General features: G+C 65.3%; 13 protein-coding genes and 1 pseudogene. 8 read left to right on the top strand and 6 right to left on the bottom strand.

Annotated elements, in window-relative coordinates:
* Nucleotides 1-46: 46 nt before the first annotated feature.
* Both AC07R1_RS24985 and vimR read right to left on the bottom strand, forming a co-directional pair.
* Nucleotides 47-1,423, bottom strand: a complete 1,377-nt coding sequence (locus AC07R1_RS24985; protein ID WP_041115768.1) for an MFS transporter — start codon at nt 1,421-1,423, stop codon at nt 47-49.
* 135 nt (nt 1,424-1,558) lie between these two features.
* The gene (gene vimR / locus AC07R1_RS24980; RefSeq protein ID WP_015634026.1) at nt 1,559-2,470 is read right to left on the bottom strand and encodes a transcription regulator VimR; all 912 of its coding nucleotides are present in this window, start codon (nt 2,468-2,470) and stop codon (nt 1,559-1,561) included.
* Nucleotides 2,471-2,586: 116 nt separating this feature from the next.
* Here vimR and AC07R1_RS24975 point away from each other — a divergent pair, with 116 nt between their 5' ends.
* From AC07R1_RS24975 to AC07R1_RS24965, 3 genes are all read left to right on the top strand, one after another.
* On the top strand, nt 2,587-2,880 hold the full coding sequence (locus AC07R1_RS24975; protein WP_015634025.1) for a putative quinol monooxygenase: 294 nt from the start codon (nt 2,587-2,589) through the stop codon (nt 2,878-2,880).
* 34 nt (nt 2,881-2,914) lie between these two features.
* Nucleotides 2,915-3,928 (top strand): zinc-binding alcohol dehydrogenase family protein, encoded by a 1,014-nt coding sequence (locus AC07R1_RS24970; protein ID WP_495111034.1) that lies wholly within the window; start codon nt 2,915-2,917, stop codon nt 3,926-3,928.
* A 143-nt stretch (nt 3,929-4,071) separates the two neighbouring features.
* A complete protein-coding gene (locus AC07R1_RS24965; protein WP_015634024.1) occupies nt 4,072-4,248 on the top strand; it encodes a hypothetical protein in 177 nt (58 codons plus the stop codon).
* 1 nt (nt 4,249) lies between these two features.
* Here AC07R1_RS24965 and AC07R1_RS24960 read toward each other — a convergent pair whose 3' ends face one another.
* Both AC07R1_RS24960 and AC07R1_RS24955 read right to left on the bottom strand, forming a co-directional pair.
* Nucleotides 4,250-5,446 carry a multidrug effflux MFS transporter gene (locus AC07R1_RS24960; protein ID WP_011059082.1) on the bottom strand — a complete coding sequence of 399 codons (1,197 nt, stop codon included), beginning with the start codon at nt 5,444-5,446 and terminating at the stop codon, nt 4,250-4,252.
* Between the two features lie 93 nt (nt 5,447-5,539).
* Nucleotides 5,540-5,737 (bottom strand): heavy-metal-associated domain-containing protein, encoded by a 198-nt coding sequence (locus AC07R1_RS24955; RefSeq protein WP_495111033.1) that lies wholly within the window; start codon nt 5,735-5,737, stop codon nt 5,540-5,542.
* Between the two features lie 145 nt (nt 5,738-5,882).
* Here AC07R1_RS24955 and AC07R1_RS24950 point away from each other — a divergent pair, with 145 nt between their 5' ends.
* The 3 genes from AC07R1_RS24950 to cueR all read left to right on the top strand — a co-directional run bounded on the left by AC07R1_RS24950 (nt 5,883) and on the right by cueR (nt 9,213).
* On the top strand, nt 5,883-6,266 hold the full coding sequence (locus AC07R1_RS24950; RefSeq protein ID WP_011059080.1) for a hypothetical protein: 384 nt from the start codon (nt 5,883-5,885) through the stop codon (nt 6,264-6,266).
* Nucleotides 6,267-6,415: 149 nt separating this feature from the next.
* Nucleotides 6,416-8,812: a heavy metal translocating P-type ATPase gene (locus AC07R1_RS24945; RefSeq protein WP_065364933.1), complete on the top strand. Its 2,397-nt coding sequence runs from the start codon at nt 6,416-6,418 to the stop codon at nt 8,810-8,812.
* Nucleotides 8,809-9,213, top strand: coding sequence for a Cu(I)-responsive transcriptional regulator (cueR, locus tag AC07R1_RS24940; RefSeq protein ID WP_011059078.1), 405 nt, complete (start codon nt 8,809-8,811; stop codon nt 9,211-9,213). Before AC07R1_RS24945 ends, cueR begins: the two co-directional genes overlap by 4 nt.
* Before the next feature lie 236 nt (nt 9,214-9,449).
* Here the strand turns inward: cueR and AC07R1_RS24935 are convergent, their stop codons facing one another.
* Complete coding sequence (locus tag AC07R1_RS24935; protein ID WP_011059077.1) at nt 9,450-10,346, bottom strand: PA4780 family RIO1-like protein kinase; 897 nt, start codon at nt 10,344-10,346, stop codon at nt 9,450-9,452.
* Nucleotides 10,347-10,789: 443 nt separating this feature from the next.
* On the opposite strand from AC07R1_RS24935, the pseudogene AC07R1_RS24930 reads away from it, so the two are divergent.
* Together AC07R1_RS24930 and AC07R1_RS24925 are read left to right on the top strand one after the other, a co-directional pair.
* Nucleotides 10,790-11,878: pseudogene (locus AC07R1_RS24930) on the top strand (cache domain-containing protein); the annotation flags it as partial.
* A gap of 90 nt (nt 11,879-11,968) precedes the next feature.
* Nucleotides 11,969-12,736: a methyl-accepting chemotaxis protein gene (locus AC07R1_RS24925; RefSeq protein ID WP_370059466.1), complete on the top strand. Its 768-nt coding sequence runs from the start codon at nt 11,969-11,971 to the stop codon at nt 12,734-12,736.
* An 83-nt stretch (nt 12,737-12,819) separates the two neighbouring features.
* Here the strand turns inward: AC07R1_RS24925 and AC07R1_RS24920 are convergent, their stop codons facing one another.
* A complete protein-coding gene (locus tag AC07R1_RS24920) occupies nt 12,820-14,097 on the bottom strand; it encodes an acetyl-CoA C-acetyltransferase (protein WP_011059075.1) in 1,278 nt (425 codons plus the stop codon).
* Between the last annotated feature and the right edge of the window lie 42 nt (nt 14,098-14,139).

Below are 14,139 nucleotides of genomic sequence, written 5' to 3'. Positions count from 1 at the left end.
ACCTGTAGGAGCCGGCTGGCCGGCGAACAGGTCCCCCCCGTCTCTATCAGCTCCCCGCCTCGCTCAACTCCTCCAGGGTCTTGCCCCGGGTTTCCATCCCGAACAGCCAGACCACCCCCGCGGCAATCACGAAGCACGCCGCCCCCAGGGCGAATACGCCGCCCTGCCCGGTCAACGGAAACACCAGCCCGGTCACCAGCGGCCCCAACAGCGAACCGATGCGCCCCACCGCCGAAGCGAACCCCGAGCCCGTGGCCCGGGCCGACGTCGGGTACAACTCGGGGGTATAGGTGTAGAGCACCGCCCACATGCCGAACAGGAAAAACTGCATCAGCAGCCCGGTGCCGATCAGCAGGCTGACGTTGCCGCCAAAGACCGCACTCTGCCCGTAGAAGAAGGCCATGACCCCGCCGCCGAGCAAGGTCACGATGCACACCGGCTTGCGCCCCCAGCGCTCCACCAGCCAGGCCGCCATGAGGAACCCGGGAATCCCGCCCAGGGAAATCAGCACCGTGTAGTACACCGACTGGGTCACCGCAAAACCGGACTGCTGGAGCAAGGCGCTGAGCCAGGACGTCAGCCCGTAGAAGCCCAGCAGGGCGAAGAACCACAGGCTCCAGATCATCATCGTGCGCTGGCGATAGAGCGGCGACCAGATCTGCTTCAGTGCCGAGAAAAAGTGCCCCGGCGCACTCTCGATACGCGGCAGGTGCAGCGGCTCCGGCAATTGCGCCGTGCCCAGGGAAGCGCGCACCTTGTCTTCGATGCCACACAGCACCCGATCCGCATCGGCGTGGCGCCCGGCCTGTTCCAGCCAGCGCGGTGACTCGGGAATGAAGAAGCGGATCACCAGCACGAACACCGCCGGTACTGCCAGCACCAGGAAGATGTCACGCCAGCCGATCAGCGGCAGGAGGAAATACGAGAGCACCCCGGCGGCGACGAAACCCAGGGGCCAGAAGCCATCCATCAGGGCGATGTAGCGCCCGCGACGCTGGGCCGGAATCATCTCCGAGAGCATCGACTGGGCGATGGGAAACTCCATGCCCATGCCGATCCCCAGCAGCACCCGGAACAGGGTCAGGCTGTCCACGCTCTGGGCGGTGGAACACAGGTAACTGGCCACGCCCCAGAGCACGATGCTCCACTGGAACACCGGCTTGCGCCCATAGCGGTCGGCAAGCATGCCCGACAGCGAGGCGCCCAGCACCATGCCGAAGAAACTGGAGCTGGCCAGCAGGCCGGCCTGGGCCGAACTCAGGCCAAACTCGGTTTTGATCGAGCCGAGGAGGAAAGTCATCATCGCCAGGTCCATGGAGTCGAAGAAAAACGCCAGGGCGATGATGATGAAAATCACCCGGTGATAGCCGCTGATGGGTAGCCGTTCCAGGCGCTCTGCGGCGCTGTATTCCTGTATGCCCATGCCCGTTCCCCCGGTTGAATGCTTGACCGCCCGAGTGTGCGGGATCGAGGCCGGGGCTGATTGCCGAGGGCGACCTGTTCGCGTCCGCCAGCGACGCCGAGGGCACGGTGCCCAGGCTCGCCGGCAAGCCGGCTCCTATCGCGGGCGTTGCGCGCTGATCTGCGCGCAACGCTCCTGGAGCAGGTCACGCAGTAATTTCACCGGTTTGCTCAGGTGCGCCCGGTGGGTGCACAGCAGGTTCAGCGACGCGCCTTCGCAGCGCAGTTCCGGCAGCAGTATCTGCAGGCGGCCGGCCAGCACATCGGCGGCCACATCCAGCCAGGACTTGTAGGCAATCCCCTCACCGGCCACGGCCCAGCGCCGCACCACATCGGCGTCGTCGCTCAGGCGGTCACCACTGACGGTGAGGCTCACCTCGCGCTTGCCGTCATGAAAGCTCCAGAGGTCATGAGCCCGGCTGTCGAGCATGTACAACAGGCAGTTGTGCTGGGCCAGTTGCTCAAGCTGGCGCGGCTCGCCGTAGCGAGCCAGATAACTGGGGGCGGCGCACAGCACCCGGCGGTTGTCCGGAGCCACTGGCAGCGCCACCAGGCTGGAGTCCTCCGGTTCGCCGTAACGCAGGGCAATGTCCACCGGCTGGCGGAACAGGTCGGCAATCCGGTCCCCCAGCAGCAGGCGCACGCTGAGCTTGGGATGTTCACGCTGGAACTCGTCGAGCCAGGGCAACAGCAGGTTGCGGCCAAAATCCGAAGGGGCAGAAAGCTGCAACACGCCACTGACCTGATCCTGACCGCTGGCCAGCAGGCGCCGGCCTTCATCCAGGTTGCTCAAGGCCGCCCGGGCGTATTCGAGAAAGCCCTCGCCCTCGGCGGTGAGCCGCAGGCTGCGGGTGGAACGGGCCAGCAGCCGTGCGCCCAGGTGTTCCTCGATGCGCTTGAGGGCAGCGCTGGCCACCGCCGGCGACAGGTCCATGACCCGGGCCGCCGCCGACAGGCTGCCCAGGTCTGCGGCACGCACGAACAACTGCAGGTCATCGAATCGCAGCATGAGGCTTTCCTGGATTATCAAAAAAATATTGAAAGAGCCTGCTCTTTTAGCCGGTTTTATCCTCGGGAGAAATAGCCAATCATCCCTCCCATCGTCCAGCACCTGAGGAAGCCCACATGTCCCAAGCCTTCACCGCGATTGCCACCCTGATCGCCAAGCCCCAGCAGCAAGACGTTCTCAAGCGCGAACTCAGCGCCCTGGTCTCTCCCAGCCGCGAGGAAAGCGGTTGCCAGTACTACGAGCTGCACCAGGATGCCGAGCAACCGGGCACCTTCTACGTGCTGGAGCGCTGGGACGATGAAGCAGCCCTGGAGTTTCACAACAACACCGCGCACTTCCGGCATTTCCTCCATCAGACCCGCGAGGCGATCGAGCACTTCGAGCTCAAGCGCCTGCAGTTGATTGTCTGAGCCTTTTTTCCCTACTCATCATCAGGAACTCAACATGAAAGCCATCGCTTATTACGCTTCCCTGCCCATCGACGATCCCAAGTCCCTGCAAGACATCGAGCTGCCCGAGCCCGTGGCCGGCCCTCGCGATCTGCTGGTGGAAGTCAGGGCCATCTCGGTCAACCCGGTGGACACCAAGGTGCGCCAGAACGTCCAGCCCGAAGGCGGCGCGGCCAAGGTGCTGGGCTGGGACGTGGCCGGGGTGGTCAAGGCCGTGGGCAGCGACGTCAGCCTGTTCAAGGTCGGTGACCGGGTGTTCTACGCCGGCTCCATCGCCCGGGCCGGCGGTAACAGTGAGCTGCACACTGTGGATGAACGGATCGTCGGCCACATGCCCAAGAGCCTGGACTTCGCCGCGGCCGCCGCCCTGCCGCTGACCGCGATCACCGCCTGGGAGCTGCTGTTCGAACGCCTGCAGATCAGCCAGGAGCCGGCTGACAAAGGCCAGAGACTGCTGATCGTCGGCGCTGCCGGCGGGGTCGGTTCGATCCTCACCCAACTGGCCCGTCAGCTCACCGGCCTCAAGGTGATCGGCAGTGCCTCCCGCGAACAGACCCAGGCCTGGGTCCGCGAGCTGGGCGCCCATGCGGTGGTGGACCACAGCCAGCCACTGAGCGCCGAACTCCAGCGCATTGGCGCAGGCCAGGTGACCCACGTCGCCAGCCTGACCCAGACCGATGCCCACCTCGACCAACTGGTGGAAGCCCTGGCACCCCAGGGCAAGCTGGCGCTGATCGACGATCCGAAAAGCCTCGACGTGACCAAGCTCAAGCGCAAGAGCCTGTCGTTGCACTGGGAGTTCATGTACACCCGTTCGCTGTTCGAAACCGCCGACATGCAAGAGCAGCACGTGCTGCTCAACCGGGTCGCCGAACTGATTGACGCCGGCACCTTGAAGACCACGGTGGGTGAGCACTTCGGCCAGATCAACGCAGCCAACCTGCGCCGCGCCCACGCCCTGCTGGAGAGCGGCAAGGCTCGCGGCAAGATCGTCCTCGAAGGTTTCTGAGGCGTTAACGAACGGCAGCCGGCACCGGTAAAAGGTGCTGGCTGCCGTCAGTCCGAGAGTTGATTCCGGTCATATTTGTGACCGTATTCGGGTCTACACTGGGGGCCCTTGCAGCGCAGTCTTTTACCGTTAGGAGGTCAGCAATGAAGATCCTGATAAAAGAATTGGCACACCCCCAGGGCTCTCAATGGCAGGTACGGCTCGACCAGCATGTGGTGACGTTCCGCAGCGAGGCCGAAGCCCGGGCCTTCACCCAGACCCTGCAAAGCCGCCTGCAAGCCCCCCACCCGATTCCCCAGAGCCAGCGCGCCACCGGCTGACTCAGAGCTCGGCAGCCTTCAGCGCCCGGGCATTCTGCAAGCGCCGGGTCATGACCGCCATGCTCACCGCCAGCACACCGCACAGGCTGATGACCATGGCCATCGGCATGGCGCTGCCGTCATGCAGCACACCCACCAGGTACGCCGCCCCTGCAGCCACGCTGAATTGCAGGCAACCGAGCATCGCCGAGGCGCTGCCGGCCCGTGCGCCCTGACCATTCATGGCGCAGGCTGCGGCATTGGGAATGATGCAGCCCAGGCTGGCGATACACACGAACAGCGGCAGCAGCAGCGGCCAGAGCGCACTGGTGTGCAAGGCACTGACGCCGAGCAGGGTCAGGCCCGCTGCCAGGTAGATCCACACGGTGCGCGCCAGCAGGAACGCCGGGCCACGCTTGGCCAGCAGGCGCGCATTGATCTGCGCCACCAGGATGAAGCCCCCGGCATTGATCCCGAAGAACCAGCCGAAGTGCTCCGCTGGCACGCCATAGAGCTTGATGAAGACAAAGGGTGAACCGGCAATGTAGGAAAACATCCCGGCAATGGCGATCCCGCCGGTCAAGGCATGGCCGAGAAATACCCGGTCCGACAGCAGCAGGCCATATTGGCGCAGCGCCCCGGACAGAGGCAGGCGCGGGCGGGTGGCCGGCATGCTTTCCGGCAGGCCCAGGGCCACTGCCAGCCCGGACAGTGCACTGAACACCGTGAGCATGATGAAGATCGACTGCCAGCCGTAGAGGTTGACCAGCAGGCCGCCCAGCATTGGCGCCAGGATCGGGGCCAGGCCCATCACCAGCATCAGTTGGGAGAAGACCTTGGCCGAACCCACCGCATCGCACTTGTCGCTGACCACGGCCCGGGAAATCACCATCCCGGCGCATCCGCCCAGGGCCTGGACAAAGCGTGCGCCGATCAGCCATTCCAGGTTCGGCGCATAGGCGCAGGCCAGGGAGGCCAGCGTGAACAGGCCCACCCCCGCCAGCAGCGGCAGGCGCCGGCCAAAACGATCGGCCACCGGGCCATAGGCCAGCTGGCCGATGGACAGGCCGAGGAAGTAGGCGGCCAGGGTCAGCTGAACGTGTTTTTCATCGGTGCCGAAAGCCAGGGCCATCGAGGGGAAGGCCGGCAGGTAGAAGTCGATGGCCAGCGGGCCGAAAGCGCTCAGAGCGCCGAGAATCAGGATTGTGCGGAGGTTCATGGCATCCAAACGAGCGTTGGTCAGCGGTCGCACAGTCTAGCCGCGCTTGGACGCCTTGAACATTCCGATAGGTCGCTAACTATATAAAAAGGCTCAGGCAACCTTGACCGCGTAGCCTTCCTCGCTGATCAGGCTGATCACCTCATCGGTGGACAGGCGGCTCTCGACCCCGACTTCCTTGGCCGCCAGATCCACCCGCACGGTGGCCGCCGGGTCCTTGCTTTGCAGCGCCTGGGTGATGGCACGCACACAGTGACCGCAGGACATGCCTTGAACGTTGAATACTTGCATTGCGCTTCTCCTGTATTGGGTTGGAGCAAGTCTTGTCCTTGCCACCGTGGCAAGGTCAAGTTCCGGATTGATCTGCCGGGCTGGAAATCGGCGGCGCGCTCGGCCAAGCTGCACGTCTTACGACATCACAGCGGGAGATTCAGCCATGCGCTGGTCAACTTTCAGCCTCGTCGGCCTCCTGGGCCTGTTCGCGGCAACCCCATCGGCGCTGGCCGCCGGAGAGGACTACGGCGTGCTGATCATTTCCAGGGAGCGGCTGGAAGTCGCCACGTCCTGCGAGATCGGCCTGTACATCCAGGACCAGCTCGCCGGCCGGCTGTTCCAGGAACAGAGCGCCTCGTTCAACCTGCCGCCGGGCAAGGTTTCCCTGCGCCTGAAACTGCTGCCAGGCCAGGCCCCGGGCTGCAATGCCGGGCTGCTTGCCCCGAGTTCCCAGGACATCAGCCTGCGGGCTGGCGATGTGCTGAAGTTCCGCATCGCCATGAACGCCTCGGGCATGTACCTCAAGCCCGCCGCCCTGGAATACTGACACCCCGCCCCCTGCCGAGCTCCCGGGGCCTGCTGTTCGCGCACTGCGAGCAGCCCCTGGGACAAAATGAAGCACCCGTGCAATGCCCCCTTGACCTTGCCTGCGTGGCAAGGTTGATCCTGTAGGCAACATTCACAGGGAGCGTCGCCATGCCTGAATCAACCACTTTCGACCTGCCGATTGCCGGCATGACCTGCGCCAGTTGCGCCGGGCGCGTAGAGCGTGCCCTGGGCAAGGTCGCCGGCATTCGCACGGTCAGCGTCAACCTGGCCACGGAACAGGCTCGGGTCGAAGCACCGCAAGACAGCCTGCCGGCCCTGCTGGAAGCCGTGGAAAACGCCGGCTACAGCGTGCCGGTACAAGCCGTCGAACTGAGCATCGGCGGCATGACCTGCGCCACCTGCGCCGGGCGAGTCGAACGCGCCTTGAACAAACTCCCCGGCGTCCGCAGCGCCAGCGTCAACCTGGCCACCGAGCGTGCCAATGTCGAACTGCTGGGCCAGGTCGACCCGGCGCTGCTGATCAATGCCGTGACCCAGGCCGGCTACTCCGCCAGCCTGTGGCAGGCCGAGCAGAAACAGGGCGACGAGCAACAGCAGAACCTGCGACGCGAGCGCTGGAGCCTGGTGCTGGCCATCCTCCTGGCCCTGCCCCTGGTGCTGCCGATGCTGGTGCAGCCGTTCGGCCTGCACTGGATGCTTCCGGCCTGGGCCCAGTTCGCCCTGGCCACCCCGGTGCAGTTCATCTTCGGTGCACGCTTTTATGTCGCGGCCTGGAAGGCCGTGCGCGCCGGCAGCGGCAACATGGACCTGCTGGTGGCCCTGGGCACCAGCGCCGGCTATGGCCTGAGCCTGTACGAGTGGGCCACCGCCGCCGCGGGCAGCATGCCGCACCTGTACTTCGAGGCCTCGGCGGTGGTAATCGCCCTGGTGCTGCTGGGCAAATACCTGGAAAGCCGCGCCAAGCGCCAGACCGCCAGTGCCATCCGCGCCCTGGAAGCCCTGCGTCCGGAACGAGCGATCCAGGTTATCGACGGCCGCGAACAGGAAGTCGCGATCAGCGCCTTGCGCCTGGGTGACCTGGTGCTGGTCAAGCCCGGCGAGCGCTTTCCGGTGGACGGCGAAGTCATCGAAGGCCAGAGCCATGCCGATGAAGCGCTGATCAGCGGCGAGAGCCTGCCCGTGCCCAAGCAACCCGGCGACAAGGTCACCGGTGGCGCCATCAACGGCGAAGGCCGGCTGCTGGTGCGCACCCTGGCCCTGGGGGCGGAAACCGTGCTGGCGCGGATCATTCGCCTGGTGGAAGACGCCCAGGCCGGCAAGGCACCGATCCAGAAACTGGTGGATAAAGTCAGCCAGGTGTTCGTGCCCACTGTCCTGGTGCTGGCGCTGATCACGCTGGTGGGCTGGTGGCTGTACGGCGCACCGCTGGAAACCGCGGTGATCAACGCCGTGGCGGTGCTGGTGATCGCCTGCCCTTGCGCCCTGGGGCTGGCCACGCCCACGGCGATCATGGCCGGCACCGGCGTGGCGGCCCGCCACGGCATCCTGATCAAGGATGCCGAAGCCCTGGAGCGGGCCCACGAAGTCAGTTCGGTGGTCTTCGACAAGACCGGCACCCTGACCTCCGGCACCCCGCGCATCGCCCATATGCAGGCGGTGGAAGGCGATGAAAACAGCGTGCTGCAACTGGCCGGTGCCCTGCAGCGCGGCAGTGAGCACCCTCTGGCCAAGGCCGTGCTGGACCTGTGCCAGGAACGCCAACTGCCGGTGGCTGACGTCAGCGCCAGCCAGTCCCTCACCGGGCGAGGCATCGCCGGCACCCTGGAGGGCCGACAACTGGCCCTGGGCAACCGCCGCCTGCTGGAAGAAAGCGGCCTCAACCCCGGCGACCTGGCCCAGGCGGCCAGGGACTGGGAACACGAAGGCCGGACCCTGTCCTGGCTGATCGAGCAGAGCCCGCAATCCCGGGTGCTGGGCCTGTTCGCCTTTGGCGACACCCTCAAGCCCGGCGCGCTGCAGGCGGTGCAGCAACTCAATGCACGGCATATCAGCAGCCATTTGCTGACCGGCGACAACCGCGGCAGCGCCAAGGTGGTGGCCGACGCCCTGGGCATCACCGACGTGCACGCCGAAGTGCTGCCGGCGGACAAGGCGGCCACGGTGGCCGAGCTGAAAAAGACCGGCGTGGTGGCCATGGTCGGGGATGGTATCAACGACGCCCCGGCCCTCGCGGCGGCGGACATCGGCATCGCCATGGGCGGCGGCACCGACGTGGCCATGCATGCGGCCGGCATCACCCTGATGCGCGGCGATCCACGGTTGATCCCGGCGGCCCTGGAAATCAGCCGCAAGACCTACGCGAAGATTCGCCAGAACCTGTTCTGGGCCTTCGTCTACAACCTGATCGGCATCCCGCTGGCGGCCTTCGGCCTGCTCAACCCGGTGCTCGCCGGGGCGGCCATGGCGCTGTCCAGCGTCAGCGTGGTCAGCAATGCGCTACTGTTGAAAACCTGGAAACCCAAAGACCTGGAGAACGCCGAATGAACATCGGCCAAGCAGCCCGAAAGAGCGGCCTGAGCGCCAAGATGATCCGTTACTACGAGTCCATCGGCCTGCTCAAGCCCGCCCATCGCAGTGACAGCGGCTATCGCCTGTATGGCGATGACGACCTGCACAGCCTGGCCTTCATCAAGCGCTCCCGGGACCTGGGGTTTTCCCTGGAAGAGGTGGGCAAGCTGCTGACCCTGTGGCAGGACCGGCAGCGGGCCAGCGCCGATGTGAAGGCCCTGGCCCGCCAGCATATCGACGAGTTGAACCAGAAGATCCGCGAGCTGGCAGGGCTGCGCGACACCCTGCAGGACCTGGTGGAGCACTGCCAGGGCGACCACCGCCCGGACTGCCCGATCCTCAAGGAACTGGCCTCGGGCAGTTGCTGCGGATCCTGAGCCTGTGACCTGCCGGCCCATGTAGCCGCTGCCGAGCCCTGGACGAGGCTGCGAAAAGGCCCGCAGGACCTTGCTTGGCGATCTCCCGCCAGACCTCGGCGCCCTCAAGATCCCTGCGTCCCTTCGGGCCGTGCGCAGCCTTCGGCAGCGGCTACAAGATGCAAGGTGCAAGGGGCCCAGGGGCCGGGTAGTTTGCGGGAATGAAAAATCCGGCCAAGGCCGGATTTTTTATGGCATCACTGCATCCAGGGCGGAGGCGGTGGTTCTTCGGATTTGCCCGGCGGCGCATCATCCGCCGCGCGTACTGCCTGGCGACGCTCCTCGTCCAGGCGCGCCGCTTCGATCTCGCGGATCACGCTGCCGACATCCGCCAGTTCTTCGGGGTCGTCGAACTCGCCGGTCAGCACGCTGCCCGGATGCAAGGTGCCAGCCTCGTACAGGGCCCACATTTCCTTGGCATACCGAGTGCCCTTGAGTTCCGGGGCAAAACGCCCGAAATAGGACGCCATGTTGCCGACGTCACGCTCCAGCATGCTGAAGGCATGGTTGTTGCCGGCAGCATCCACCGCCTGGGGCAGGTCGATGATCACCGGGCCATCCGGGGTCAGCAGCACGTTGAACTCGGAAAGGTCACCGTGCACCAGGCCGGTACACAACATCAGCACGATCTGGGAAATCAGGAAGGCGTGATATTCACGGGCCTGGTCCGGTTCCAGCACCACATCGTTGAGCCGCGGCGCCGCATCGCCGTACTCGTCGGCCACCAACTCCATCAACAGCACACCTTCGAGGAAGTCGAACGGCTTGGGCACCCGCACCCCGGCATTGGCCAGACGGAACAACGCCGCCACTTCGGCATTCTGCCAGGCGTCCTCGGTTTCCTTGCGCCCGAACTTCGAGCCCTTGGCCATGGCCCGCGCCTGACGGCTGTTACGAACCTTGCGCCCCTCCTGATACTCCGCCGCCTGACGGAAACTGCGTTTGTTCGCCTCCTTGTAGACCTTGGCGCAACGTAGCTCGTTGCCGCAGCGCACCACATACACAGCTGCCTCTTTACCACTCATGAGTGGGCGCAGCACCTCGTCTACCAGACCGTCTTCGATCAGCGGTTCAATGCGTTTTGGAGTCTTCATCAGCTTTTATTGTGGGTCCCTTGTTACCAAACACGCGAAAGTCACTCGTTATACGGCAATCCTCCCACGACGGGAAAGGGCTGCCGACCACCGAGCGACAGCAATGCACTCAATGTGCCAGATCAATCCATCGACGCCGTCAAGGATCATAGCCGAGACGGCGTCCGCAACCGTCCATCAGTGGCACTCAGGCCAGCCCCTTCGCGGGCCTGCCCGCGGAAGTTTTTTTCTGCCTGCGGCTCAATATTGCCCGGCGCCAGCCGAAGCCCTCAGAGAGACAGGGAGTTTGTCCGACAATCCAATAAAGACGTCAGCCACCGGCCAAGGTTCGATCGCCGCGGGCTCGACTTCACCCCAGGGATGCAATCAGCGTCATCTTTCAAGCTGCCGATAAATCCGCGAGTCGCCTGCACTTCGTGGTCTTACAAAAAACTGGAGCGCGGATGAACATCAAACAGAAATTGACCTGGGCCTTTGCCGTCATCGCCAGCCTGCCCGTGGTGCTGGTAGCCACGCTGGTGGTGATCAACCTGCGCAGCGAGGCCGAAAACACCTTCGTCGACGGCAGCGGCCGCGAGATCCGCCAAGTGGCCAACGCCATGCAGCTGTTCTTCGAAGGCATCAGCCAGAACATCGATTACCTGGCCGCTCAACCCTTGATCACCCAGGCCGGCGACAACCTCAAGACCTGGATGAGCGCCGATGCCGCAAAGGCCCCGGAAGGCGAGCAGGACAAACGAATCTTCGAGCTGTTCGCCGCCATGGCTGCCAGCCATCCTGCCTATTCCTATGTGTCCTATGGCGTGAGCAACGGCGGATACGTCTCCTGGCCCGCTGACCTGAAGCTGGCCAACTACGACCCCCGCGTACGCCCCTGGTACAAGACCGCCCAGGCCAACCCGGGCAAGACCCTGCGCACCGAGGCCTATTACTGGGCCAGCGACGATGCGGTGCTGGTCAGCACCGTGCGCTCGCTGGCCAACCAGTTGGGCCCCCAGGGCGGCGTGGTCGCAGTCGACGTGTCGCTCAAGCAGCTCACCGAGATCGTCAAACAGATCAAGCTGGGCGAATCGGGCTACCTGATGCTGATGGAAAACAACGGCACGGTGCTGGTGGACCCCAAGCAGCCGGAGCACAACTTCAAGGCCCTGGGCAGCCTCGGCGAGGGTTACGCGCAACTGGCCAAGGCCGGCAAGGGCCTGGTGCAGGTGGAGCTGGGCGGGGAGCACTACATGGCCAACGTCTGGCCTTCGGAGCAACTGGGCTGGACCTTCATCGGCCTGATCAAGCAGAACGAAGTCATGGGCGCGGCCACCCAGCTGACCTGGATCATCGCCGGTATTGCCGCGATCCTGGCGGTACTGTTCGCAGTGCTCGGGGCGAGTTTCGCCAGCCTCATCGTGCGGCCGATCCGCGGCGTGGCCAGTGGCCTGGAAGGCATTGCCCAAGGCGAAGGCGATCTGACCCGCAGCCTGAATATCCGTGGCAGCGACGAAACCGCGCAGTTGGCCAACTGGTTCAACCAGTTCCTGGCGGCAATCCGCAACCTGATCCAGAGCATCGGCCAGGCCGCGCAGAAGATCCTCGCCACTTCCCACAGTTCGACCCAGGTCTCCAGCGACATGGCCGAAGCCGCCGGGCGCCAGCGCGAAGCGGTGGACATGGTGTCCACCGCCTTCCACGAAATGGTCGCCACCGCCAACGAAGTGGCCCGCTCCTGCAGCCAGGCCGCCGAGTCGGCGGACAGCGGCCAGCGCCAGGCCCGGGAAGGCCAGCAGCAGATCGATGACGCGGTGCACAGCGTCGATCGCCTGAGCCAGGAGATCGAACAGTCGGCGCAGTCGATGCAGCAACTGGAACGCGACAGCACCGACATCCAGTCGATCCTCGGCACCATCCGCTCGATCGCCGAACAGACCAACCTGCTGGCGCTGAACGCGGCCATCGAGGCCGCCCGGGCCGGGGAGCAGGGTCGCGGTTTTGCCGTGGTGGCCGACGAGGTGCGGGCCCTGGCCAAGCGTACCGCCGACTCCACTGCCGAGATCGACGGGCTGCTGGGCAACCTGGCCAAACGCACCAGCGCCGTGACCCAGCAGATGCACGCCAGCCTGGAAGTATCCCAGCAATCGGTGAACCGCATCGGCCTGGCGCGCAACAGCTTCGGGCAGATCCGCGAATCGGTGGACGTGATCCGCGACATGAATACCCAGATCGCCACCGCCGCCGAAGAGCAGCATCAGGTGGCGGAAGACATCAACCGGCACATCAGCCAGATCCATGGCGATGCGCAACTGGTGGCGGAACTGGCGAACTCGGCGCGCCTGGACTCCCAGAGCCTGGCGGGGCTGTCCAATGAGCTGGACGCCCTGGTACGGCGCTTCAAGACCTGAAGACGCTTTCGCCGGCAAGCCGGCTCCTACGGATGGGCGGCATTTCTGTGTAGGAGCCTGCGTGCCGGGGAAGGCCACGAACCTCAGCGCTCGATGATCGCCGTCACACCCTGGCCGCCCGCGGCACAGATGGAAATCAGCCCGCGCCCCTGCCCCGCCACACTCAGCAGCTTCGCCAGGTTGGCGACAATGCGCCCGCCGGTGGCGGCAAACGGGTGCCCTGCCGCCAGGGAACTGCCTTTGACGTTGAGCCGGGCGCGATCGATGCTGCCCAGAGGTGCCTCCAGGCCCAGCCTGGCCTTACAGTACTCGGGGTCTTCCCAGGCCTTGAGAGTGCACAGCACCTGGGCGGCGAAGGCTTCGTGGATCTCGTAGTAGTCGAAGTCCTGCAGGCTCAGGCCATTGCGCGCCAGCAAGCGCGGCACGGCGTATACCGGGGCCATCAGCAGCCCCTCGGCGCCGTTGACGAAATCCACCGCCGCGGCCTCGCCGTCGCGCAGGTAGGCAAGGACCGGCAGGCCCCGCTCCCTGGCCCACGCTTCACTGCCCAACAGCACCAGCGAGGCGCCATCGGTCAGGGGCGTGGAGTTGCCCGCCGTCAGCGTGCCGCTGGCGCTACGGTCGAAGGCCGGCTTGAGGCTGGCGAGCTTTTCCAGGGTCAGGTCCGGGCGCAGGTTGTTGTCCCGGGTCAGGCCGAGGAAGGGAGTGATCAGGTCGTCCTGCCAGCCTTCGGCGTAGGCGGCGGCCATTTTCTGATGGCTTTCCAGGGCCAGTTGATCCTGATCGGCGCGGGCAATGTTCCAGGTCTTGGCCATCTGCTCGCAGTGCTCGCCCATGGACAAGCCGGTGCGCGGCTCGCCATTGCGCGGCAGTTCCGGCTTGAGGTGATGGGGCCGCAGTTGCAGCAGGGTCTTGAGCTTGTCGCCGGTGCTCTTGGCGCGGTTGGCCTGCAACAGGATCTTGCGCAGGCCTTCGTTGACCCCGATCGGCGCATCCGAAGTGGTATCCACCCCGCCGGCGATGCCGCAGTCGATCTGCCCCAGGGCGATCTTGTTGGCCACCAGCAGCGCCGCTTCCAGGCCCGTGCCGCAGGCCTGCTGGATATCGTAGGCCGGGGTGGTGGGCGAAAGCCGCGAGCCGAGCACGCATTCGCGGGTCAGGTTGAAGTCCCGGGAATGCTTGAGCACCGCACCGGCGGCCACCTCGCCAAGGCGCAGGCCGTGCAGGTTGTAGCGCTCGATCAGGCCCTCCAGGGCTGCGGTGAGCATCGCCTGGTTGCTGGCGGTGGCATAGGGGCCGTTGGAACGGGCGAAGGGGATGCGGTTGCCGCCGATAATCGCGACGCGACGCAGCTGTGTCATGGAAAGCTCCCTATTCTTTGAGTGCGACTGCGGTGGGTACCT

Source organism: Pseudomonas sp. GW821-FHT07F01, from assembly GCF_059418825.1.
The sequence above is the reverse complement of the archived record's forward strand: the minus strand, read 5'-3'. Positions and strand labels throughout refer to the sequence as shown.